Source organism: Rheinheimera texasensis DSM 17496, from assembly GCF_000711985.1.
In the GTDB taxonomy this organism is placed as follows: Bacteria; Pseudomonadota; Gammaproteobacteria; order Enterobacterales; family Alteromonadaceae; genus Pararheinheimera; species Pararheinheimera texasensis.
Map to the genome: position 1 here is coordinate 657838 of NZ_KL544005.1, position 25258 is coordinate 683095.

A 25258-nucleotide genomic window follows, 5' to 3' on the forward strand; every position below is an offset into this window, starting at 1 on the left:
ACATGTTATTAAGAATCATTCTCAATCTATCAGTTATAAACCAGTGTCGCTGATGCTTTACCTCTTCTTTACCTGTATCGAATTCTGCTAAACCGGCTTAGTTATCAGTTTAGACAAGAACTGATTCGGGACTTATTTGCATTTCTGATAACTGATATCAGTAAGCCCGATTGGTCAGGTGTTATCCCGATGATTAATCTGTCGGCGTTTACCAACCACTGGAGAGAAATCATGCAAAGTATTCAATGGCCAGCAGGCTACGTTCCCGGTTTTACCGACAATTTTTGTTCAAATGAAGTGATCGTGAGTGGCCTCTCAGTCGCACAGATTTGGCCTTTGCTGGTAAGCCCGGCGTTATGGCCAACGTATTACAGCAATTCTGCGAACCCACGCATTTATGACAGCCAAAGTAAAGAATTGGCATTACATGACCGCTTTTATTTCGAGACTTTCGGCTTTCCGGTTGAAGCTGAAGTCGTCGAATTGATTGCACCTGTACCTGGACAACCAGCACGCATCGCGTGGCATGGTTGGGCTGGAGAAAGCGAAAGCCGTCTTGATGTGCACCATGCCTGGTTATTAGAAGACTTACCTGAAGGCCGTGTACGGATCCTGACCCAAGAGACGCAGAATGGCGCTCCGGCAAAAGAATTAGCGCGAACAGTTCCGAATCCGATGATCAATGGTCACCAACAATGGTTAGACGGCATGGTGTCGGCCGCTCTTGCAGCCAATCAATAACTCAATAATTCCAGTCAGAGGCAGTCTCTATGACTGCCTATTTTAGGGGAAACACAATGAAAATTGCTTTTCTTGGGTTAGGTGCAATGGGCAGCAGAATGGCAAATCGCATGCTGGACGCAGGGCACGACCTCACTGTTTGGAACCGGACAGAATCGGCAGCGTATCCACTGATGCAAAAAGGCGCACGAATAGCCGTTACACCTGCTGCCGCTGTTTGCGAAGCCGATTTGGTGTTTTCTATGGTGCGCGATGATATCGCCTCAAAATATGTCTGGAGCGATTCTGGTACTGGTGCTTTGAAAACAATCAGGGAAGGTGCCATTGCTATTGATTGTTCTACGTTGTCATTTGAATGGGTTAAGCAATTGTCCATTCTCATGCACAAAAAAAATATTTCATTTATCGAAGCGCCAGTATCAGGTTCCCGACCTGCAGCTGAAAATGGTCAGTTAGTATTTTTTGCGGCCGGTGATAAGACACTCATTGAGCGAGTGAAGCCAACCTTGCTTCTGCTTGGCAACCAAATCAACCTAGTCGGCGATATTGGCTGTGGCGCTGTGACTAAACTCTTCACTAACGCTTTGCTCGGAACTCAGGTTGCGCTCTTTGCTGAACTACTGGGTGCTTGCCGTGAACATAGTCTATCCGCCACCAGTATTTTGAAAGCAATTTCAACAACGTCCGTTTGGGCGCCCGTTGCGAACTACCTTTCCATGTCAATGTTAGCCGAAGAATACAGCCCTCAATTTCCAGTCGAGTTACTTAACAAAGACTTGGGGTATACGACAGCGTTATCCAAACACCATATGCCAGTTGTTAACACGGTACTCGGCATCTTTCAAAGGGCAGCTCAACGCGGCTACGCTGAAGAGAACATGACTGCAGTCGCGAAATTATACCAAACCAGCGAAAGCTTTCCCCGCAAAGCTTATTCAGCCACTAGTTAAGGAATGCTCATGTCCACCTATCCAAGAGCTTTTTCACATATAGGCTTGTCAGTCACCGATTTAGACGCTGCAGTGAAGTTTTATACAGAAATTATGGGGTGGTATCTGATTATGCCACCAACCACAATTGTTGAAGACGACTCGGCAATCGGCATCATGTGTACTGATGTGTTCGGTAAGGGATGGCAATCTTTTCGAATTGCACACCTTTCAACTGCGGACCGGGTAGGCGTGGAGATTTTTCAATTTGTCGGAGCTGAGAGGCCTGTAAACAATTTCGATTACAAAAAGTCAGGAGTCTTCCACTTCTGTGTCCAAGATCCTGATGTTGAAGGATTAGCTGCAAAAATTGTTGCTGCCGGTGGCAAACAGAGAATGCCTGTTCGGTTTTACTTTCCAGGTGAGAAACCCTACCGCATGGTGTACATGGAAGACCCATTTAGCAATATTCTCGAAATTTACAGCCACAGCTATGAATTGACTTACGCAGCCGGGGCCTATCAAACCACCGCAAAGGACGCAAAATGACAGCATTATTTACACCATTTGTATTAAAAAGCGTCACATTACGTAACCGCATTGCCGTCCCGCCGATGTGCCAATACAGCGCTCTGGAGGGATTCGCTACTGAGTGGCATCTGCCACACTACACATCTCTGGCAAAAGGTGGGGCTGGACTGGTGATTGTTGAAGCGACAGCGGTGGCTCCGGAAGGCCGAATTACTCCGGGATGTCTAGGGCTGTGGCAAGATGCACACACTGAGGGCCTTCGTGTAATTGCATCAGCAATAAAGGCTACAGGCGCTGTGGCAGGTATCCAGCTCGCGCATGCTGGCCGTAAAGCGAGTGCTAATGAACCCTGGAATGGCGATGACCATATTGACCAAACAGACTCTCGCGGATGGCAAACGATTGGTCCCTCCGCCCTGCCATATGGAGCTCATCTCCCTAAAATACCTGCTGAAATGACACTGCAGGATATTGAACGCGTTCAACAAAACTTTGTTGATGCGGCTATCCGGGCTGCAGAAGCCGGGTTTCAATGGCTGGAATTACATTTTGCCCACGGTTATCTGGCACAAAGTTTTTTATCTTTGCACAGCAACAAACGAACCGATCATTATGGTGGTAGTTTGGAAAACCGGGCTCGGTTTATGCTAGATACCATTGATGCAGTCAAAGCTGTTTGGCCGACAAAACTACCGTTGACCGTACGACTCGGAGTGATTGAGTTCGACGATAATGATGAGCAGACATTAAGCGAAGCAATCAAAGTAGTCGATATCATGAAGTCAAAAGGCGTTGATCTGGTAAGCGTCAGCATGAACTTTGTGATCCCTGAAACAAATATCCCTTGGAATAAACCAGGTTTTATGGCCCCCATAGCAGCAAGAGTGCGTCAAGAATGCCAGTTACCAGTCGCCAGCAGCTGGTCGCTTGATGATGCAATCACCGCAGATGAAGTTGTTGCTAAAGAGCAAATGGACTTAGTCACGATAGGCCGCGCACACTTGGCCAATCCTTGTTATTCGTATGAACTTGCTTGCCAATTGGGTGTGATTAACGCCAGTAGCGTTTTGCCGACGCAGTACGCTCATTGGTTAGCCAGGTATCGACGCCCTGCAGCACTCACCAGAGCTGAGTAAACCTAGTTAAAATCTGACAACATCAGCACCGAGAGAGAGAGCAGAGACAAGCTATGAATCTACAAAAACTGGATTTGAACTTACTGAAAGTATTCGATGTGTTGATGGATGAGCGCAATGTATCCCGGGCTGCGGAACGGCTCGCGCTTTCGCAGCCCGCAGTCAGTGGAGCTTTAACCAGACTCAGGGACAGTCTCGGGGATCCATTGTTTGTCAGAACCCAACACGGCATGACGCCGACCATGAAAGCAACTGAACTCGCTGCTCCCCTGAAACGGTTGCTGAACGAACTGGCTATAGTGCTTGAATCCGAAAAGTTCGTGCCTGAACAGGCTGAGATGGTACTTTCAATCGCCGGTACTGATTATTCGTTGTCAGTGATTATTTTGCCGTTGATCGAACGATTAAAAAAACTGGCGCCGGGGATCAAAGTATCAGCCCGGTTTATTCGTGATGAACTGGTTCAGCAACAAATGGAAAAAGGCGAATTGGACATTGCGCTAATGACGCCTGACACCGCACCTGAAGGGTTACGCGGCAAAACACTTTTTACCGAAGATTATGTCTGTGTAATGGGTAAAAACAACCCGTTGGCAAAGCTGCCAGTTTTAACGCTTGATGATTTTTGTAAGGCAGACCATGCCATTGTTTCGTACCTTGGCGGAGCGTTCTCGGGAGCAACAGACAAAGCGTTGGCGTCTTTAGGTTTCCAGCGGAATGTCACTATTTCCGTACCCAGTTTTTTAATTTTGCTGGATTTGGTCAAGAAAACCTCGCTCATCGCTGTCGTGCCTTCAAGACTTGTAACCAACTCAACAGATTTACACGTGACAGATTTGCCTATCTTGGTCCAGGGGTTTACAAAATATATGGTTTGGCATGAGCGGACACATCACCATCAGGCATATCAGTGGCTTAGAGAGCAGGTGGCATCGATTAGTTATGCTTGAGCTGTACTCAACGTTTTAGCAAATCCGCAGAGTGATATATCTAAGTAGGGATGTCAGCCCTCTAGATAAAAAAGCTCGAAAACCTGTTTTATGCTTGGGCAAACCCTTAATCCGCTTAGGCCTCGGAAGCAGACGAGCGAGCTTAGAATTATGATCTGATCCGCCAATACTGGACACGCCACTAAGCTCTTTTCTTTAACTCATAGTTTTGCGAGCTTAGATAGCACTATGCCGTCTGGTTTTGTTGTAATCAGCTTCAATATATTCAAATACCTGTTGTTTCAGCGTGGCCCGATCCGTTAACGGTTCATCTTTGAGCAATTCGACCTTCACCATATGAGAGAAGCTTTCCGCTACCGCATTATCCCAACAGTTACCTTTCGGACTCACGCTTTGCGTAAGCTGATGTTTTGCAATGATATTCTGATAAACCATCGAGCAATATTGGCTGCCCCAGTCGCTGTGCACGATAACCCCTTCATGGCAACCACGCTGGAACAGACGACAATTCTTGAACCTGAGCTGCGAAAACTGCTCGATCCGGCGCTATTGGCAAAAGGTTAAACCAGCCAATCAGTTTGTGATAATCCTTCCATTGTTTCAGGACAGAGCCTGTGCCAGATGCAGGCTTTTTTGTATTTCTTCGAAAAGCCTTTAGCTGATTTTAAACAGGAACAATAAATCATATTCCTTTATGAGCAGTTACTTATATTGGCTGCAATTGATAATCATTCCTATTCCGATCTAAAATGAGCTGCTTATAAAAAAAAGGAAACGGAAAATGGGTGTTCGGAACGTACAAAAACAAACTCGAGTCAGTGAACAAAAAAAAGTATTGAGGTTATCGGCGCTGACACTGGCACTGTTGATATCACAACAAAGTCTGGCCGCTGAGGCTGAGGATGCTACCGCAGATAAATCACTGGAACATATTGTGGTGACGGCGAGTGGTAACCAGACCAGTGTGGCGCAGGCGCCGGCGTCGATTTCGCTGATTGATCTGGCAGAAATCACCCGCCAGCCGGTGAAAGATCTGGTCGATATTCTGGAATCTTTACCCGGGGTCACCAACAGACCAACTTCAGGGGGCCGCAACGGCATTATGATCCGCGGTCTGGACGAAGACTATGTGCTGCGGTTAGTCAATGGCAAACGCGTGTCCTCAAGTAACGGTATTTGGCGGGCCAACAACTTCGACAATACTTCCATTCCGCTGCAATTTATTGAACGTGTCGAAGTGATCCGGGGGCCAATGTCGGCTTTGTATGGTTCTGATGCCGTCGGTGGTGTTGTCAACGTCATCACCAAAAAGCCGGCGCAGCAGTGGCAAACGCACTTGAGCTATGAAAAAAGTATGATGCAGCAAGGTGACGGGGGCGATCGTGACAAAACCGCTTTGGTCACCAGTGGAAAACTGAATGACCTGTTAGGTCTGACCTTCAGCGCTGAAAAAGCCAAACAGGATGCCTGGTTTTATGCGCCTATCAGCGACAGTGCCGATCATACGTTGATTGAACCTCGTGATGCGACGAAGTTTGCCGGAACCCTGGACTGGCAAATTCAGCAAGGGCAAAGCCTGAGCTTTGATGTATCTCATGATCAAGACGAAGTGCCTCTGGCCAGTTACGGCTATGCCAAATACCAGCAGGATATCGATCGCTGGACTTATGGCCTGACCTGGCGCAGTGAATGGGCCTGGGGCGGATCAGAGTTTCTGCTGAACCGTTCAGACGCTTCGATGATGGATTTTAATTCGCGTTATGTTGACCTGAAAACGACGGCACGGGATGAGCGCTATCTGCGACCTGATGAAATATTCACCACAGTGCGGGGCACTACTTTTGTCAACCTGGCCAATCACACGCTGACCCTGGGTGCAGAATATCTGGAAACCGAAGTGAAAGACGATATCCAGTATCCGCTGACCGGCGGCGCCAGTCTGAACCTCAAATCATTGTTTTTACAAGATCAAATTGACCTGACTGAAAGTCTGATTGCGACTGTTGGTTTGCGCGCTGAAGATGCCGAAATTTATGGTTCACACCTGAGTCCACGCGCCTACCTGGTTTATGAACTGTCAGACGGTATTACGGTAAAAGGTGGCGTAGGTTCCGCATTTCGGGCGCCGACGTTGTTTCAGGCATCACCGTTGTTCCAGTCCATCAGTTGTGGCGGTAGCTGCTTCATTTACGGAAATCCTGATTTAAGCGAAGAGACCAGTGTCAATACTGAATTGTCAGTCCTGATCGAACGAGACCGCTGGAACGCCAGTCTGACCTGGTTCCGCAACAAAGTAGATGAGCTGATGGAGGTTGGTTTTTATCCGGCCGGTCACGCCCGGGCCGGCAATCGCGGTTACTTCAATATTGATGAAGCCACGTTGCAAGGGATTGAAGTCACATTTTGGTGGCGATTGAGTGACATATTCAGTATTGACAGCAATTACAGCTACCTCGATGCCAGAGATGGCGCGGACATACGCCTGGATAACAGGCCACGTCATAAAGCCTTCACCAAACTGGATATGGATCTGACAGAGCAGTTTAGCCTGTATCTGAGCCATAACTATTACGGTGCACAATCAGACATTTATCTGGCAGACAAAGAGCAGGACAGCTACGGGGTGACCGATTTAGGCGGTCGTTATCAGTTTGCCAGCGGGCTGACAGTTAAAGCTGGTCTGAGCAACGCCGGCAGCACACAGCCGCGGAAAAAAGACCGTACTTCCACTTTGTATCTGCAGGGCAAGTCTGTTTTTGCCGGTGTTGAATACAGCTTCTAAGTTCAGCGAAGCCGGGTCCGGTCGCCACCGGGCCCGCATTTGGAGCGCGCTATGTTTGTCGCATTTATCCTGATGCTGACGGGAACCATTCTGTTGTATCTGAGCCATCCCAACCAGCAATTGCTGACCAGACCTGCAGGTCTTGGCGTGAAGGCCGTTGGTTTTCTGAATTTTGCTTTAGCAATATTTTTATTAGGTCGTGATTTCAGTGCCGGAACTGCGGCATTGATTTTGATTTGTACAACGATGTTATTACTGGGCACAGTCCCTTTTCTGTCTTTGCTAAAACGCGGCAAGGAGAACGGCCATGACTGAACGCAGCCGGCGTACTCAGCGCATTGAACCGGATTGGTGGAGCAAAACACTGGCGATAATCTTGCTGAGCTATCCGCTGGCACTGGCGTTGGCCGGGTTATTGGAAATGTTGTTGCCACCGGGAGAGAGCCGTATTCAATTGATCATGTGGTCTGTCGCGGCTTTTGTGCTGCTATTGCTCGCCTTTAGTTTTTTATTGCGAAGCGGTCAACGTGCCTGGTGGGTTTTGGGTAGCGCAACGCTTTTTGGCTGGACCTTACTAAAAGGCCTGCAAATTTTGACAGGGAGTGCCGGATGAAAATACATGGCAGTGTGTTAAAGGTATATCGCGATTTGCACAGCTGGGTCGGGATCTGTGCCGGTTTACTGTTGTTTATCTGCTTTGTCGCAGGCAGCCTGACAATGTTTGAACCTGAGATCAACCGTTGGTCACAGCCACAGCTGCAACGGTTTGCGCCGGTTGATGTGGCGCAATATGACGTATTGCTGCCACAGTTACTGGCACAAGAACCTGCAGCAGCTGCAGATCTGACAATAGCACTGAGCAGCGACGCACCAGCTCCTTTTGTCTGGCAGCAAACACCTTCCCGTGGCTTTACCCTGCATAATCCGCAGTGTTTTGCCGGTCCGGATGCAGGCAAGCTGCTGCAAATACGCTGTGAAGCGACGTCGCAACTGGGCCAATTAATCGACTTGTTACATCGTACTGCGGGCATCCCGGGTCTTGCCGGACATCATTATGTTGGCGAAATTGTCATGGGCGTTGCGGCCTTGTTGTATTTCATTGCACTGGTGTCGGGACTGATTCTGTTATTGCCCAATTTGATCCGGGATTTTTTTACGCTGCGCCTTGACAGCGCGAAGAAGTTCTGGATGGACAGCCATAATCTGCTTGGGATCACCAGTTTACCTTTTCACATCATGATTAGTCTGACCGTCGTGGTTTTTGCATTTCATGATCCGATTTATGATCAGTTGGAGCAGTGGGTCGCTCCGTCAGCTCCGGGATCCACGGTCGCAGCTGCTGTAAAACCACCACGCGACAGCGTAGATCTGGCAACCTTATTGCCGGTGAGTAAGCTGGTGCAGACAGCGCAGCAACATGCCAATGGTGCCAGCGTGACAGAGCTTCGTCTGATGTTAAGCGGTCCACGGAAAACAGTCCGCGCAGCACTGGATGCACCGAAACACTATAGCCGCGGCGCGCGCACTGGCTATCTGCTGCTGGACCCTTTCAGTGGCAAGGTCCAGAACGCGGCGATGGTTCCTGGCGCACAGCCCGGTTACGCCGCCATCGTTGACCTGCTATTTGCCAGTCATTTTGGCAGCTATGGTGGCTACGGCGTGAAGTGGCTGTACTTTTTGCTTGGGATCAGCGGAGCCCTGCTGTTTTATTCCGGCAATCTGCTGTGGCTGGAGAGCCGGCGAAGCAAACAGGTCCGGGGTTATTCAGCAGAAGGCCAGCCGGTCAGGCAACCGGCCAAAGTGGTCTGGCTGGCAGCACTGACAACAGGGATCAGCAATGGATGTTTACTTGGGCTTGCGGTGGTGTTTCTGGCGACTAAATGGCTGCCGGCGCTAGTGAATGAAGTAAACAGCGCATTATTGACGCTGTATTATCTGACCTTTGGTATTGTGCTGGGGTGGACTCTGCTACAAGGCGCTGCGAAAACTGCAGTACCACAACTGAAGCTGTGTGCCCTGCTGTTGTTTGCGGTACCGCTCAGTTCGATGCTGGGACCATTTCTGCCTGGCAGTGGCGTGTGGCCCACGCGTGAAATCGCCGAGGCAATGCTGGACTTAACTGCGCTGCTGCTTTCATTTCTGCTGTTCAGTGGCGCAACGCTGTTACAGAGGCGATTTCGCAACGCGGCCAGTGACAGTATCTGGTATCAGGGAGAACGAACTCTGCCGGACAACAACCTGCCAGAACGGAATCCGGATTGTTAGTTCACAATAAGGCCGGCCACCAGAGCCGGCCTGACGTTACTTAATCAGCAGCTGAATACAGTGCAATGAGGCCATCGGCCAAAGCTCCGCGCCAGGCCAGATAATCATGACCAGCAGCATATTCCCGGTAGGTCACCTGATAACCTTTTGCTCTTAGCACGTCTTTAAGGTTCCGGCTGCCATCCAGGATGCCTTTATCTCCCTGCCCACCGTGCGTACTTTCATAGATCCCGGCACTGATAAAGACTTGTAACGGTAACCGTTCACTGGCCAAGAATCGCTCGCTGAGCAAGTAGGTACCCGCTGGCGGCTGTGGGCGGTTGTCCCACCAAAGCGATGGTGATTTTGCGATCACTTTGCCAAAGATCTGTGGGTGACGCCAGGCTAACTGCAGTGCTGCCAAACCGCCAAAACTGGACCCGGTCAGGATGGTGTCAGCTGCCGCAAAGCGACTGCCGTATTTTTGCTGCAAGAGGGGCAGGAGCTCATCGGTCAGCATCTGGCCAAAATTTGTATTGTCAGGTAACTCAGCAGCGCGGGTTTCATTATCAATGGGGTCGATCAGCACTAACTGAACGGGGGGGATCAAGCCCTGCTGACTCAGATACTCAACAATGGCCGGCGTGTTAATGTGCCGCTGATACTTAGGACCATCAAAGGCCAGCAGGCGGATATTGCCGGGTTTACCTTTGACAAAATTACTGCTGTGGTAGACCGCAATGGTTCTGCTGTTGCCCAGTAGTTTGCTGCTGAGGATAAAGCTGTCCACAGCGCCTTTAAGCGAGATATTGCCATCGCTGCCAGGTTGTGCCGGTGCTTTTGGTAACACCAACACCGAACTTTGCTGGTATGGGTCAGTTTCATCCGCCGGGTATACCACAGAATTCAGTGGGTCCCGTTGTGCAGTGGCCAGAATGGCGACCCGCTGCGCCCGTGCCGGAGCCAGAATATCCGGTACATCCGGGGCGAGTTTATAAGACAACCGGGTACTGGCTGGGACTATATAACTGCGATACCACAGGTCAGTGCCGGCTATTGGACTCAACCAGTCATGATCCGGGGACGGGCCACCTAACAGCCGGACATTGCGCTTCGCGCCCTGATAGATAAATGTCACCCGGTAATTGCCATCACTGAGCGCTGTTTTTAATGGCATGCCTTGTTGTTTTAATCCGATCCAGGCAGAACGCCAATCGGCCCCGGTTTGAGCTGACTGTGCTATTCGTTGCAGCAATGGTTCATCAGGTGCTGTAGATTTCTGATCAATGCGTGGATATTTAGCGCGCCAGGTTAATTGCACCTTAGTAGCCGTCTGGCTGTGCAAAAGAAGTTGCTGTCCGGCTGGATCTGACACCAAATGCAGGCTTTGCCGGCCGGACTGCAGTGGAAACTCACGGAGCACGTTGTGATGCTTATCAACCAGCTGTAGCCGTACCGGACTATCACTGTGTAGTTCACCATGCCAGTATTGGCCGGAAGTGTCTGCCAATGGCACTACTTGCCTCTGCCCCGGCTGCAAGCTGAATTCCAAGGGGGCAACATGCTGTTCCATGGCCTTGACAACTGCGGGTTTTATCAAAGGAATACAAACTAACATCACTGATATTGCTGCTGCTTTCATTGGTAAGAACCTCGAGATCACACACAAACACGAATAACAATGATTCTTATTTTAATACATTTTAGTGATTCGTTGGAAAGTTTGTGAGTTTGTGAGTTTGTGAGTTTGTGAGTTTGTGAGTTTGTGAGTTTGTGAGTTTGTGAGTTTGTGAGTTTGTGAGTTTGTGAGTTTGTGAGTTTGTCTGAAAATAAGATTCAACTTCTTTCATCTAGTCAACAATCGTCGCTTTAACCACAAAGCTGCTGGACCGACAGTTTTGTTTCTGCACTGCCAAAGTTCCAGCTGAAGCGGCAGCAAGGTTGCTCCCTTATCGACTATAGGTAGTGCTTTAATGTTTTTATGAACTTTGTTTTGTTCAAGTACATGCTCTGGCAACCATGCCCAGCCAACCCCCTGCTCAACCATCGCCAAGACAGCAATATCTCCCTCCAACCACCAAACCTGGCCAGACAAACGCCCTCGTTGTTTTTCTGCACCCTTTCCACGGCCTGCAACCATGAGTTGTCTATACTGTTGCAAATCCGTATTAGTAACGGAAACAAGTTTAGAAAGCGGGTGATCCACCGACGCTGCAGCCACAAAGTGTAATTGATGAAGTGGCCAGCGTAAAAATAGCTCTGAAGGCGATTGAGGCTGAAAGCAAATCCCCAAATCAGCCTCATCATCAGCTAAAAGATGCGTTACATCCTCAAGTAGCGGAAACATGATCTGTAACTCGAGTTTCGGAAACCTCTCAGCCAGCTCCGCTAAGATAGGAGCTAGCCAAGGTAATTGGCCTTCATCATCGACTGCCAAGCGCAAGCATGTTTCAGTTCCTGAAGCTAAATCAACAGCAAGTTCTTTTAGTTGGCTGCATTGCATATGCACTAGTTTTGCTTGCTGTAGAATCCTCGCTCCTACTTCTGTCAACTGTGGGTATCTTCCACTACGGTCGAATAGATGCAGATCTAAATCTATCTCAAGTTCACTTATTGCTGTACTGATCGCAGACTGTGCTTTACCGAGCTTTCTGGCCGCAGCGGAAAACGAGCCTGTTTCGACCACTGTTAGCAGAGTTTCAAGTTGTTGTAGATTCATGTATCTGTTTTTCAGATGCTATCTAACTTATTAATGCCCAATATAGCAGATACACTGACATCATCATTATTTTCGTAGGCTATTTTTATGAAACAATCATCTGAAACAAGAAAAGTGAGTCACGGACGTTCTACGAGAGATAGACTACGAATGGCGGTAGGTTTTGAAATCTTAGGCCTGTTAATTTTAATACCTAGTGCTAGCTTTGTATTAGACAAACCAGTCGTTGAACTTGGATGGCTTGCTGTACTAATGTCAGTGATTGCAACGTGGTGGAACTATATGTTCAATAAGCTGTTTGACCAATACTATCTAACTCCACGTGGCAGAGCATTTAAAACACAGTCCGAACGTATTTATCATGCATTTGGATTTGAAATGGGGCTGTTGGTCGCCATTTTACCGCTGACAGCATGGTATCTCGATATTAGCATGTGGAATGCTCTGCTACTTGACATCGGGTTTATGCTTTTTTACCTGGTGTATGGTTACTTCTATCATTGGCTTTATGATGTAGTTTTCCCGCCAACCAAAAGCGTATTAGTAACTGCAGATTAAGTGACTGATGACTCAGTCTATTCAGAGCATCTTAAATAAATCGAATTTTTTCAACTTCGAATCACTTTGAATGAGTTCCGTATACTGTCATCTCTGTTATTGTCAGGTCTTTTTGGAGAGGCAGCACAACTAACTTAGCGATGATGGGCGTTGCCATGTCTGCATCCCTAGACATCCTGTTTATTTAGATGAAAACGATGGCAACGACTTCTTGTTCAAGATCGGTAAAACTAACCTTTAAACACACTTCACAGTATGAACTGTTCAAATCTAGCGCATATAGTCAAAAACCAGCAGACTCAACCACAAAGGTGTCACGTCCAACAGCTTTGGCGCGGTAGAGTGCTCTATCAGCTCGGCTAATCCAATCATTCAGGTCAGTTGCAGGGCCCCGGTGAAATGCAATTCCGATACTAGTGGTGATGTTTATTTCGTCATGATTAATCCATATCGGAGCGCGCATAATTTTATTGATCTTTGAAGCAATAGTTTTAGCTTGCTGCGCACACGTTAGATCCTCCAAAATCACAACGAACTCATCACCAGCTAGTCTTGCAGCCGTGTCTGTTGAGCGGATGACCGACTTTATTCGATTTGCAAACTCACTCAACACCGAATCGCCTGCACCATGTCCCAATGAGTCATTAATTTGCTTAAAATAGTCGATGTCCAAATAAAGCAGTGCAGTAATTGCACCGGAGCGAATGTTACGGTCATGAGCTAGCTTTAGAGATTCATTGAACTGTACGCGATTAGGTAATCCCGTTAGACTATCAATGCGGGCAGACTTACGAAGTTCAGCCTCTACTCGTTTAAGATCAGAAACATCCGTACAAAGTTTAAAGACCCCCTTGACTTGGCCATCTGGATCTACATCAGAGACCAGTTTTGTTTGCATATAGACAGGTGCACTACTCTCGCCATACTGAGCCTCAAATTCAACATGCTCCCCTAATAAGGCTCGGAGGAAGAAATCCCTACGTTTTGCATGAAGCTCTGGTCCTTCAACTTCCAACATCGTTTTACCAATAGCATACTCTTTTGTGATTTTAAGTCGCTCACAGTAAGTGCGATTAATAAACCGAACCCTTTCTTCTGCATCAACGTATGCTATTAAAGCGGGTAAGTTGTCAGTAATTGCTCGCAATTGGTTTTCGCTTTCGGCAATCTTTTTTCGTGCTTGAACCTCCGCGGTTCTATCGATAACAAGACCCAGCACACCAATAATTTGTCCTCTATCGTCAAGTTCTGGCGCACAATACAAAAATATGTGGGGAGGAGCATTAGATGGTGGCATATCTAGTTCAACTGAAACTTCATTCCCATTCATCGCTTGATCGATATAAGGCTTGATGGCATTAAAAGAAGCAGTTTCAAAAACTTCTCCAACAGTTTTACCAATAACCCCTGGCACCTGATGACCGGGAATGTTCAAACCGCCCAAGGCATACCAAATGTCAAAATTATTGTTGGCAAAGGTGTAACGATACTCTTTATCTACAGATGCGATTAATACTGGTAACTTATCGGTAATCATGCGCAAACGACGTTCGCTTTTTTGTAGTTGGACTTGGGCTAATACTCGATCAGAAACATCCCGATTGCTCCCCACTAATCTGGTCGGCTGTCCTATACTGTTTCGGATTACTGTGCCATGCGCATTTATGTATTTAACTACACCCTCTATGTTGCGAATTCGGTACTCGCTGCTAAAAGTTGCGGAATTTTCCAAAGCACATAACAACTCTTGCTTAACACGTGAAACGTCCTCAGGATGAACAAACTTAAGCCAGTCTTCCTCTAAACCACCAAATGTGCCTCTCGTTCCCCCAAAGAGCTCAAACATGACGTCATTCCATTGCAACTCTCCACTGGCAAGATCGAGCTCCCATGTTCCGATATCATTGTCTTGTATAGCCATTTCAAGGAGGTTGTTAGTCGCTAATTCTGTCTTTAGAGGCGTATCTTCTAATCCCAGTACAGGAATATCATGGCTACGCAAAGCAGCTATAGCAATTCCAGCAATTTCTTTGATCGCGACGCGATGAAGATCGGTGAGCTCAACTTCATGGGGTGCCATAACCGATAGGGCGCAAAGAATATTGTTGTCCGCCGAACGCAAAACCACAGAGAAAAGAAAACGTACGAAAGGAGAACAAGTTACCACTGAAGCATTACTGAACCTTAGGTCGATTGAAGCATCAGGAACTTCTAAAAAGCCCTCCATACCATCAAAGAAGTCCCATAAATTATCAATATCTACCAGTGTATCAATACCATCAAAACCTGTTGCGAACCGCAATTCAGGTCCCTGAAGTTGGCGAATACGAATACTTGCCAAAGGGCATCCGCAAATTGTGGCTGCTGAGCGCGCTATACTGCAAAGAACGGTCTCCAACCTCGGGTCATATTTAATCATGGTAATCTAGCATTCCATTCGCACTCCTCATTTTCCACCAGGTAATGAAAATCGCCCATTAGCAAAACTTAATGTATTGGGCATCACCTACACTCTAAACGAATCGCCCAGCTTAAACATCGAGTGATTGTTGACAGTTTGACATTTAGGGGCAGCACTAAAAACCAATCACAATGTATCCGAAACCCAATAATAGACAACAAATCTAAAGACAGGCTCAATGGTCGATTTAATGGAGATTTTATGACGACGATTTTCAAGTGTACAAAAATCTATAAAACTAAACTTTTGATTTAAAATGCTGACGTGACTGCTCAGGAAGAATCAGGTTAGCGTTTATTCGACTTTGAGTGGCATTGCCTGAGCGCATGTGCTCAGGCAAATTCATTAACCTTTTAATACTTTTAACAACTCTGCGGCTGTTATTGCCGAAGAGCCAGGATTTTGTCCCGTGATCAGTAATCCATCAGTCACCACATAAGGCTGCCAGTCTGCAACTTTACTGTAGATGCCCCCCTTAGCCTTGAGCATATCTTCAACCAAAAATGGCACAACCTTAGTTAACTCAACAGCATCTTCTTCAGTATTGCTAAATCCGGTCACTAACCTACCTGCGACTATCGGCTTACCGTCCAAGCTTTTAACATCTCGGAGAACGCCTGGTGCGTGACAAACCAACCCAACTGGTTTATTTGCTTTAATGCTATTTTCAATCAGACTAACTGAGTTTTTATCCTCGGTTAAATCCCATAACGGTCCATGGCCTCCGGGATAGAATACTGCATCAAATTCGTCAATATCGACATCAGCTAATTTCCCTGTATTGGCCAATGCAGCAAGCGCGTCCTTATCTGCTTCAAATCTTCGGGTTTCATCAGTCTGAAACATAGGATCATTACTTTTTGGGTCTAAAGGTGGCTGTCCACCCATTGGAGATACTAAAATTACGCTAGCTCCCGCTTCCTTAAAAACGTAATAAGGAGCTGCAAGCTCTTCAAGCCAAAAACCAGTTTTCAAACCTGTATCACCAAGATCTTCGTGTGATGTTAACACGATTAAAATTTTCATTAACAACCTCGCTTATTTGTCTGCTGTTTTGAAGTTTTCGAACGTACACAACTCATAAAAAATCACTAAAGACAAATCTGCATATAGGCTTTATCTAGTGACTTCGCTAGAAAAATTTGCCAAAGAATGACTATTCAATAAATTTATAGTTTAAAACGACCAACTAAATGGCTTAGATGCCCCGCGACACGTTTCAACTCATTTATCATTGTGGAGTTTTTATCAGCAATCTGCTCGGCAAGAATTGCCTGATCATGAAGCTGATGGAGGTTCCGGTTTATTTCTTCTGATACCTGGGACTGTTCTTCAGTCGCGGCAGCTGTGCGCAAAGACATACCACTGACTTCCGAGGATGATTTCATTAGATGACTAAACACTGATTCAGCCACTTCAGTATGTTGAACGGAACTATCTGCAGATGACCGCCCACGCCGAATTGCTTCCGTTGATTCCGATACAAGCTGCTGTAACTGTTGGACAGTTGCTTTGATTTCTTCAGTGCTCTCTTGTGTTTTAGAAGCAAGTTTGCGAACTTCATCTGCGACAACAGCAAAGCCACGTCCTTGCTCACCTGCTCTCGCCGCCTCAATGGCTGCATTTAACGCAAGCAAATTTGTTTGACCGGCAATATTGCTAATAACTTCTATTACACCAGAAATTGCGACTGAACTATTATTGAGAACCTCTGACAGATTCATTGCTGTATCTACGTCAGTTAACACTCTTGCAATGCTCGTCGTGACAGTTCCAATTGAGCTGATCCCTTTCTCAGCATAAACACGAGAATCTTCAGACTCGCGAGCTGTGTCCGCAGCAACAACTGCAACCTCTTTGTTAGCAACAGACATCTCATGAACTGCACTTACGATAGAATCAGTGGCAAAATTCAGGTTCTGAGTAATGCGTTTGGTTTCGTTGACCGAGGTGAGCATATTTTCAGTAACAGCGGCGAGTTGCTTAGTGCTACCTAAAATATCTGAAATCATGAGTGTTTGCGCATCAAGAAAACGGTTGAAAGAATCAGCTAAGTCACGAAGTTCATCTTTCGTCTGTACATCGATACGCTGTGTTAAATCACCTTCTCCTTGAGTAATTTCATCCAACCTTCGGATAATAGTTTCAACATTTGATTTAATTATAGTTGGTACCCTATAACTGTACCAAGCAGAAACCCCAAACACTATGATACTCATAATCAACGCTAAAAATTCAGTACTACGTACTTCGCTGTTAGCAGCGTCGATGTATTGCTTTGACAGTTCCAGCGAAAATTCGCCTGCATCATCAAATACTTTTCTTAAGGCTTTGAATTCACGTTCTTCTTGTTGCACAAAATCATGATCCGAACGTCCATTCTTCATAAAATGTTGATCTGAATCCTTAAGCCACTCACTATATTTCTCGTTAAAATCTGAAAATTTCCCAGTAAACTCAGGATATGTATTCATCAACTGTTCGTATTTCTGAAAACCGTTTTTAGCTTGCTCAACGTTTTCTTGAAAGTCGATTTGATGTTGTGGGCTGTAATCTGTTTTAAATTCCACAATGGCAAGTTTTGCTTGATATAAATCTCGGTCTGCATTAAGGACAAGTGAGATCGCTTGCTGAAATACTTCAGATTCATCTCTAATTATTTTTTGCAGCTTTGAAACTATCACTGAGGATAAAAAAAACATAAAAAATAAAGTAATAGACATCAATATAGTGGGTACACTAATTTTGAAACGCAGACCATGGTAATTCATTAAGAACCTCTATAACTTTGGAAAAAGACTTGAATATTCGACAGGCTTGCTGAAGTAATACCCCTGTAAGTATTGGATCCCCATGTTACGAAGGATCTCAACCTGTGCAGATGTCTCAACTCCTTCAGCGACGACCTCCCAGCCCATCGATTGTGACATTGATGCAATAGCATGTAGAACCGGCATCCCACCATGCTCGATTTTTTCGATAAAAGCCTTATCAATTTTGACCTTGTTTAGATGTAATTCATTGATTACTGACAAAGATGAGTACCCAGTACCAAAGTCATCGATTGAAATAGCAATACCAGCATAGCGCAACTGTTTGGTTTTATCGATCAGCACATTTTTATTGGCTGTGAATATAGATTCTGTAATTTCAATCTGAAGTAAATTGCGCGGGATGTGATGTTTATCAACTAACTTCAAAAGTTCACCCACAAATTCCTCCTGCTGGAATTGTACAGCCGATACATTGACAGCCAATTCTATTGGCTGATTTCGTTGTAGACTCTGCCAAATAACCAAGCAAGATTGCTCGAAGACCCAATGGCCTATTGAATTAATTAAATCGCTTTGTTCTGCTAGCGGGATAAACTCATCTGGGGGGATTGCTTCACCATTCAAATTCCATCGCAGCAATACTTCGTAATAACTTTTTTTCACATCCTTTTGATGGACAATTGGTTGGAATACTAACCGCAGTTCCTTTTTCTCAATAGCGTGTTCTAATCGGCTCCGTAACATAGATTTACGCTGATACCTTTCACCTATTTTTCTGTTGTAAATCGTAAACAACTGCTTGCCACATTTTTCAATATCATCATATAACGCAAGATCAGCCATAATAATAAGTTCTGAGATTTTTTGGCTATGGTCTGGATATATGGATACACCAATATTATTTTTAATTTTGAGAACATTTCCCTGAAGTAGCAATGGCCGTATGGTAGATTGTTGTAAGTTTTTTACGAAGTCAGCTAAAGCACTGTCGATAATCGGGATAGCAATAAGAAATTCATCGCCCCCCCATCGACAGCAAATGGCAGGTTCTTGAATAATTTCGCGAAGCCGATTAGCAGTAGCGCGAATATATTCATCTCCGACCTCGTGACCCAAACTATCATTTATACTTTTAAGATCTACTAGGTCTACTATTACAAACGCTAATTTTAGACCGTTTATCTGGCTTAATTTTATAAGCTCCGAAGTTAATTCAATAAATCTACTCCGATTATATAAACCTGTTAAAGGTTCGGTATTGGAAAGATGCAATAGCTCTTTCGTGCGAAGTTTGACTTCAGTTTCCAGATTAACCAACAGATGCTGATGCTCCCGACGTAATCTGATAGACTGAAGCGTGAAGATGTAACTATTACGTGCAGAAAATGATAGCAAGGCAGTAAAAGTCACACCCAAAAATCCAAATAATTTTTGCTCTCCTCCCTGGTAAAAGGACCATAGCCCAAACGGCAATAACGTCAGAGTGATGTAACTGATTATTAATGACTTGCTTGATGACATTGAATTTGTCACGCCAGCATTTACAGCCGCAAGCGCTGAGAATACAATTACCATTTGATTAGAATCGGCACCAGTACTAAAATAAAGGCCGAACACACACCATAAAAGTGCCGTACCGAGCGTTAGAGCAGAATAACGCTTAAGTACAATTGGGTGGTATTTATCTTTTTCAAGTTCTAACTTATTCCAGCGACATAAATCATAACCACGCAGCAAAAGGCTCAACAACATTAAAATCAGCCAGATGAATACTATTACATCATCGTTCTGATAGTACAATAATACTGATGCTGACACGGCCGCAACACCTGCACCTATCAAACCAGTCTTTAGATTTTTATAAAGTATATCCAATGTCCCACGTAATGCATCCGAGTTATCTGACATTCGAAACTCACTCCAAAACTAAAGTTATAGTTGGACCGGCGACACTTTACCAAATATTATTGATTAAATCTGGCGAATCTACCAAAATCTTTGCCTCTTCATTTAAAAAGAGGCAAAAATCTAATGCATGTCTATTTAAACAAAATAGATGTACACGACACACAAAACCATACAAGTTGATAATGTAAATAAACTCTACAAGGCAACCAAGATCATTAATGGATAATATTAAGATTTGGTATTTATTTTTTTGCAGCGAACCTTATTGATTTTCCATCATACACTTGCACGTTGTTGGTTTGAGTCATCGTAATGTTGAACATTGCTCTTGCGAGGTCAGCTACCGGTAAACCAATTAATCCCCACAGAGTAAGAATTTTTTCTGTGGTCGATGCGTCATTTCCACGGTCTAAACTGCCAGGTCGTAAATAAGCAGCCCGTTCAAATTGGAGTTCAGTGACAAAATCTTCAACTTCGCCCTTCACGCGATACATGTTCATGCTGCTTTTTGAGTTAGCCCCTTGCCCTGATATAAAACTAAAGAACTCAACACCAGCGGCTTTAGAATATTTGGCAAATTCCGTTGCGATTCCAAAATCTGTGGATCTATATTCTGCGGCTTTGCTACTTTTAAAAACGTCGTGAAATGCTGTGCCAATGCAGCAAAATGCTGAATTAGCACCTATGGCATGTGCAAGTGGTTGTGAAGCTATTTCAAGCATATTTGGTACAATGTGCTGTGTTAACTTCGCCACACCTTTGTGCTCAATGCTTTCCCGTCGCCCGAACGCTACAATCGACTCACAATCATCAGATGCAATGAGCTGATCTAAGAGTGCTTTACCAGTTGCTCCAGTATGACCAATAATCAATGCTCTAATTTTCTTATTACTCAATTTCAAAACGTTACTCCTAAAAACATACTAAAAATTCTTTATTGGTATCGGTTTTTAATTTATGTAGAAGACCATCCACCACCTAATGATTTGAATAGATCAATCATCGCTATTAACTGCGCTTGACGATTGTTCAGTAGCTGCATCTCAGAGCTATTCACTGTTCGTTCTGCTTCAAGAACCTCAGAGAAACTTGAATAACCCGCGTCATAACGAGCATTCGATAGGGAAAGTGCAATAGTTGCAGCCTGTAATTTGGCTTCTGTGTCAGCTTGTGATGAATCGGCGAACTTTATATTCGTCAGCGCATCGGAAACATCCTGTAAGGCGACATATACAGCACTTCTATAATCGGCTTCTGCAGCTTTTCGTTCTGCAATAGCCTGCTCTACAGCCGCTCTTCGCCGTCCTGAGTCAAAGATAGGAACATCAATACTTGGCCCAAAACTCCATACTTCCGAAGGATTCGATAATAAATTTTTAAGAGTCGCACTCTCACCACCACCACTTGATATCAGGGAAAACGATGGTAATCGTGCCGCCTCTGCAACCTGAATCTTTGAGTTCGCAGCAATCAACTGTTGCTCTGCTTGACGGACATCTGGTCGACGACTTAATAATTCTGAAGGAACGCCAAGTGCGGGATACGCCGGAGTTTCAGGGAGGCTTTTTGCTCTCTGGCTAAGATCAATTAACGGGTCAGCTGCAAGTACGCTCAGCTTAGAAATTAGTAATGACTGCTGTTGCTTTAATTCCTTGAGTTGTACATTGGCATCAATTTGCTGTATTTCTGCTTGTTTTAACTCTAATTGTCCGATTTGACCTTGCGTAAACTTCAATTGCTGAAGTTTGTAATTTTCGATGTAACTTTGAATATTCCTCTGGGTTAATTCAATCTGTAAATCGGTAGTCAGTAACTTAAGGTAAGTTTGTGCGACCTGAGTTGCTATCGTCTGACGTACGACTTCTGCAGCATAAGTCGTCGCCAGAGTTTGCGCTCTGGCGGCTTCTGTTTCATGGTGAAGCTTGCCCCAGAAGTCTATTTCAAATGCGCTAGATAACGATGCACTGAAGGTATTGGATACTTGATTACCCTTAGCTTGATCATTTGCTTTTGAACGTGTTCCGGAAGTTTTTAGTTCAACATTTGGCACTTCTGCGGTTTCAATCACCCGACTAAGCGCATTTGCCTGTTCAATTCTTGCAACAGCTTTTAATATGTCAGAATTATTCTCAAGTGACCGTTCTATTAAATTAGTCATGGCTGGATCATTAAAATTCAACCACCATTCAATAGACAACTGATTAATACCATTGATATTTTGATTGATTTTCAAATCTGAAATATATGAATCGGGTAAATTCAAATCCTGACGGTTATTTAACTGAGCTGAACTACAGCCAGAAACTCCTATCACTGATGCAAGCATAACAGCCAAAGATATATGTTTTTTCTTCATCGTATTATTTTGAAGGCACATTATTTATCTTCCGCGTTTATTTCATTCGTTTGTGGCTGACTAGTTTTTCGAGCTAATACTGTAAAGAATAAAGGAATGAACATCGGTGCAATGAAAGTCGCAAGTAGCATGCCCCCAAAGACACCTGTTCCCATTGATTGCCTTGCAGCTGCTCCAGCACCGGTGGCGCTAATCAGTGGCACTACACCCAAAATGAATGCTAGTGAGGTCATCACAATAGGACGGAAACGAAGACGGGCTGCTTCCAGGGCTGCTTCTCCAGCCTTTAAGCCTTCGGCCATTGCTTGCATCGCAAACTCTGCGATTAGAATTGCGTTTTTTGCCGCAAGGCCGATCAGCACGACTAAGCCAATTTGAAAGTAAATGTCATTCTGCATGCCCCTTAACCAAACCATTAAAAGTGCGCCAACCACTCCAAAGGGGACTGCGAGTGCTACAGCAAGTGGGACGCCCCAACGCTCATACATTGCGGCGAGGATCAAATACACCATGATCATGGCAAATCCAAAGGCAAATATGGACGCACTTCCAGTTCGTTTTTCCTGATAAGCTTGGCCTGTCCACTCAATACCATAACCACTTGGCAATGTTGTTGCCGCGACCTGCTCTACAGCCGCAATGGCCTCACCTGAGCTAAATCCTGATTTTGCGGCTCCCATCACTTTGGCAGAAATGTATCCGTTATAGCGCTCGATTTGCTCAGCACCCACGACTGATTGCACCTTGATCAATGCCTTTAGCGGAATCATTTTAGAAGTCGTTGTAGAGCGCACATATAAATTCCCCAAGTCTTCAGGCTTCGCTCTGAATCTTGCTTCCGCTTGAATAGTCACTCGGTATGTACGGCCGGAACGGTTAAAATCATTGATATACAACGAGCCCATTTGGGCCTGTAATGCACCATAAACATCTTCCAATGGCACACCCAAGGACATTGCTTTTTCGCGATCCACGTCGACCAATAACTGCGGAACATTCGCGTTAAAGAACGTTTGCATTCCTGCAAGTGCCGGATGCTGAGAGAGGGCTGAGATGAACTCTTGAGTCACAGCTGCCAATTTCTTGGGATCGCTGCTATTGCGACTTTGGACATACACTTCAAATCCACCGGCCTCACCTAAACCCTGAATGCCTGGCGGATTAAAGGCAAAGGCAATGCCATCTTTTAATGCCATCCCAGCACCACCAATTTCGGCGACTAATTGCTGTGCGGACTGCTCTCGTTCTTCCCAATCCTTCATCGTGATAAAGATGGTTGCAGCATTTCCTTTCGCACCTCCACCAATCATGTCAAACCCATTGATTGTGAAAAAGGAGTCAATGGCGCTGTTGTTAGCGCTCATCTGTCTGAGTTCTTCAGTTGTTTGTTCTGTCCGCTTCAGTGTTGCACCGTCTGGGAGCATTGCTGCCGCGATAATGTATCCCTGATCCTCTTCGGGTACAAAGCTGGTAGGAATACTTTTAAATAACACCGCCATAACAATAAGCATTCCCAAGAATGTTCCTGCGGACGCTAAACGATGTTGTTGAACAAAGCTCACAGCATTTGTGAAGTGACTAGTAACCCACTCAAATGCGGTATTGAATTTGGTAAAAAATCCAGCGAAACGACTGGTGTCAGTCTCATGAGGCTTTAACAATGTCGCGCAAAGTGCCGGAGTTAGAGTCAATGCCACAGCACCCGATAGCACAACTGCGATTGCAACTGTGACTGCAAACTGCCGATATAATTGCCCAGCAATTCCGCCCATAAAAGCGACCGGTATAAATACGGCGCAAAGTACTAAAACAATCCCAACAACAGCACCTGAGACCTCCCGCATGGCTTCAATTGAGGCGGCTACAGGGCTTAACCCTTTCTCGCGCATCAGACGTTCCACGTTTTCAAGCACGACTATGGCATCATCAACTACGATACCAATCGCTAGTACCATTGCGAAAAGAGTTAAGGTATTGATTGAAAAACCAAACAACCATAAGCCTGCAAAGGTTCCAATGAGCGACACCGGCACCGCTAACATCGGGATCAAGGTCGCACGCCAAGTTTGAAGAAACAAAAACACGACAGCTAAAACAATCAAAGCTGCTTCAACCACGGTATGGACAACTTCTGATATAGATGCAGAGACAAACGTTGTTGTGTCGTAGGGAATAGAGTACTCAAGGTCTGCCGGAAACTTGGTTGCTTTAAGCTCGGCCATTTTGGCTTTTACTGCATCGCCCACTTCCAACGCATTTGCGCCTGATTGTAAGAAAACTGCAAGTGACACAACAGGTTTACCGTTTAAGGTACTTGATTGCTCGTAGTTCTGTGCCCCTAACTCGACCGTTGCGACATCTTTTAAACGCAAAACGCCTTTAGGGCCGCTGGCACGAAGTGCAATGTTACCGAACTCTTCTGCCTGAACTAATCGCCCACGAGCTGTCACGGTATAAGACAAAAATTGGTCTTTTGGCGAGGGCTCGGCCCCTATTTTACCAACAGCATACTGGGCATTTTGTGCTGATATAGCGGCAGAAATATCACTGACTGTGATGCCCAATTGCGCCATTTTGTCGGGTTGCAACCATATACGCATTGCATATTCACGAGCACCAAAGACGGACACATCCGCAGTTCCTTGAATGCGTTTGATTTCATCAACCAAATTTTGGGTTGCAAAGTTAGAAAGGAACATCTCGTCCTTACTACCATTTGGTGAAATCAGAGAGATAACCTGTAAAAAATTATCAGACCGTTTAGCAACAACAATCCCATTTCTTCTTGCTTCATCTGGCAGTCTTGGAGATGCCATCTGCACTCTGTTATTGACATTTAATGCAGCTTTGTCGGCATCGGTACCAACCTCAAAAGTAGCTGTGATCGTCACGGTGCCGTCAGAGGATGAATTTGAATTGAAGTACAGAAGACTCTCTATGCCTGAAAGTTGCTCCTCGATAGGTGCGGCTACTGTCTTTGACAGTGTTTCTGCAGAGGCACCAGGGTATGTCGCTGTAATCGTCACCGATGGAGGTGCAATATCGGGGTACTGCGATATGGGTAATATCTTGACTGCCACTAAACCGGCTAATACCAAAATAATCGACAATACAGCTGCAAAAATTGGTCTATGAATAAAAAAGCGAGAGAACATGTAATAAATTCTCC

The 25258-nt window shown here is 45.4% G+C and carries 19 protein-coding genes and 1 pseudogene; 10 read left to right on the plus strand and 10 right to left on the minus strand.

Features of this window, described 5'->3' with window-relative positions:
* The first annotated feature begins 231 nt into the window (after positions 1-231).
* The 5 genes from Q399_RS0113445 to Q399_RS0113465 are packed head-to-tail and all read left to right on the plus strand — an operon-like array spanning position 232 to position 4287.
* Positions 232-741: an SRPBCC domain-containing protein gene (locus tag Q399_RS0113445; protein ID WP_031569260.1), complete on the plus strand. Its 510-nt coding sequence runs from the start codon at positions 232-234 to the stop codon at positions 739-741.
* Between the two features lie 56 nt (positions 742-797).
* The gene (locus tag Q399_RS0113450; protein ID WP_169739321.1) at positions 798-1691 is read left to right on the plus strand and encodes an NAD(P)-dependent oxidoreductase; all 894 of its coding nucleotides are present in this window, start codon (positions 798-800) and stop codon (positions 1689-1691) included.
* A gap of 9 nt (positions 1692-1700) precedes the next feature.
* The gene (locus Q399_RS0113455) at positions 1701-2219 is read left to right on the plus strand and encodes a lactoylglutathione lyase family protein (RefSeq protein WP_031569263.1); all 519 of its coding nucleotides are present in this window, start codon (positions 1701-1703) and stop codon (positions 2217-2219) included.
* Positions 2216-3337 (plus strand): NADH:flavin oxidoreductase/NADH oxidase, encoded by a 1122-nt coding sequence (locus Q399_RS0113460; protein WP_031569264.1) that lies wholly within the window; start codon positions 2216-2218, stop codon positions 3335-3337. The genes Q399_RS0113455 and Q399_RS0113460 overlap by 4 nt, the downstream gene beginning before the upstream one ends.
* A 53-nt stretch (positions 3338-3390) precedes the next feature.
* Positions 3391-4287, plus strand: a complete 897-nt coding sequence (locus Q399_RS0113465; protein WP_031569267.1) for a LysR family transcriptional regulator — start codon at positions 3391-3393, stop codon at positions 4285-4287.
* Positions 4288-4468: 181 nt separating this feature from the next.
* Here Q399_RS0113465 and Q399_RS21165 read toward each other — a convergent pair.
* Positions 4469-4788: pseudogene (locus tag Q399_RS21165) on the minus strand (IS3 family transposase); the annotation flags it as partial.
* 280 nt (positions 4789-5068) lie between these two features.
* On the opposite strand from Q399_RS21165, the gene Q399_RS0113475 reads away from it, so the two are divergent.
* Genes Q399_RS0113475 through Q399_RS0113490 form a run of 4 tightly spaced genes read left to right on the plus strand, consistent with a single transcriptional unit; the run spans position 5069 to position 9334 of the window.
* Positions 5069-7069, plus strand: coding sequence for a TonB-dependent receptor domain-containing protein (locus Q399_RS0113475; protein WP_031569269.1), 2001 nt, complete (start codon positions 5069-5071; stop codon positions 7067-7069).
* A 51-nt stretch (positions 7070-7120) separates the two neighbouring features.
* Positions 7121-7384 carry a hypothetical protein gene (locus Q399_RS0113480; protein WP_031569271.1) on the plus strand — a complete coding sequence of 88 codons (264 nt, stop codon included), beginning with the start codon at positions 7121-7123 and terminating at the stop codon, positions 7382-7384.
* Positions 7377-7682 (plus strand): hypothetical protein, encoded by a 306-nt coding sequence (locus tag Q399_RS0113485; RefSeq protein WP_051685984.1) that lies wholly within the window; start codon positions 7377-7379, stop codon positions 7680-7682. The genes Q399_RS0113480 and Q399_RS0113485 overlap by 8 nt, the downstream gene beginning before the upstream one ends.
* Positions 7679-9334, plus strand: coding sequence for a PepSY-associated TM helix domain-containing protein (locus Q399_RS0113490; protein WP_031569274.1), 1656 nt, complete (start codon positions 7679-7681; stop codon positions 9332-9334). The genes Q399_RS0113485 and Q399_RS0113490 overlap by 4 nt, the downstream gene beginning before the upstream one ends.
* 40 nt (positions 9335-9374) lie before the next feature.
* Here the strand turns inward: Q399_RS0113490 and Q399_RS0113495 are convergent, their stop codons facing one another.
* Positions 9375-10823 carry an alpha/beta hydrolase-fold protein gene (locus Q399_RS0113495; protein WP_169739322.1) on the minus strand — a complete coding sequence of 483 codons (1449 nt, stop codon included), beginning with the start codon at positions 10821-10823 and terminating at the stop codon, positions 9375-9377.
* 336 nt (positions 10824-11159) lie between these two features.
* Complete coding sequence (locus tag Q399_RS0113505) at positions 11160-12032, minus strand: LysR family transcriptional regulator (protein ID WP_031569278.1); 873 nt, start codon at positions 12030-12032, stop codon at positions 11160-11162.
* Between the two features lie 87 nt (positions 12033-12119).
* Here Q399_RS0113505 and Q399_RS0113510 point away from each other — a divergent pair, with 87 nt between their 5' ends.
* On the plus strand, positions 12120-12590 hold the full coding sequence (locus Q399_RS0113510; RefSeq protein WP_051685986.1) for a PACE efflux transporter: 471 nt from the start codon (positions 12120-12122) through the stop codon (positions 12588-12590).
* 283 nt (positions 12591-12873) lie between these two features.
* Here Q399_RS0113510 and Q399_RS21630 read toward each other — a convergent pair whose 3' ends face one another.
* The 7 genes from Q399_RS21630 to Q399_RS0113545 form a co-directional block, all read right to left on the minus strand.
* Entirely contained in the window at positions 12874-14931 is a 2058-nt protein-coding gene (locus tag Q399_RS21630) for a sensor domain-containing protein (RefSeq protein ID WP_169739323.1), read from the minus strand.
* A 465-nt stretch (positions 14932-15396) separates the two neighbouring features.
* Positions 15397-16077: a type 1 glutamine amidotransferase domain-containing protein gene (locus Q399_RS0113520; protein ID WP_031569283.1), complete on the minus strand. Its 681-nt coding sequence runs from the start codon at positions 16075-16077 to the stop codon at positions 15397-15399.
* A 143-nt stretch (positions 16078-16220) separates the two neighbouring features.
* Positions 16221-17822, minus strand: a complete 1602-nt coding sequence (locus tag Q399_RS0113525) for a methyl-accepting chemotaxis protein (protein ID WP_031569286.1) — start codon at positions 17820-17822, stop codon at positions 16221-16223.
* 9 nt (positions 17823-17831) lie between these two features.
* A complete protein-coding gene (locus Q399_RS0113530; RefSeq protein WP_031569287.1) occupies positions 17832-19733 on the minus strand; it encodes a putative bifunctional diguanylate cyclase/phosphodiesterase in 1902 nt (633 codons plus the stop codon).
* Positions 19734-19975: 242 nt separating this feature from the next.
* On the minus strand, positions 19976-20635 hold the full coding sequence (locus Q399_RS0113535) for a Rossmann-fold NAD(P)-binding domain-containing protein (RefSeq protein WP_031569289.1): 660 nt from the start codon (positions 20633-20635) through the stop codon (positions 19976-19978).
* A 53-nt stretch (positions 20636-20688) separates the two neighbouring features.
* On the minus strand, positions 20689-22089 hold the full coding sequence (locus Q399_RS0113540) for an efflux transporter outer membrane subunit (RefSeq protein WP_157836307.1): 1401 nt from the start codon (positions 22087-22089) through the stop codon (positions 20689-20691).
* Positions 22090-22109: 20 nt separating this feature from the next.
* On the minus strand, positions 22110-25244 hold the full coding sequence (locus Q399_RS0113545) for an efflux RND transporter permease subunit (protein WP_031569294.1): 3135 nt from the start codon (positions 25242-25244) through the stop codon (positions 22110-22112).
* Positions 25245-25258 lie beyond the last annotated feature (14 nt).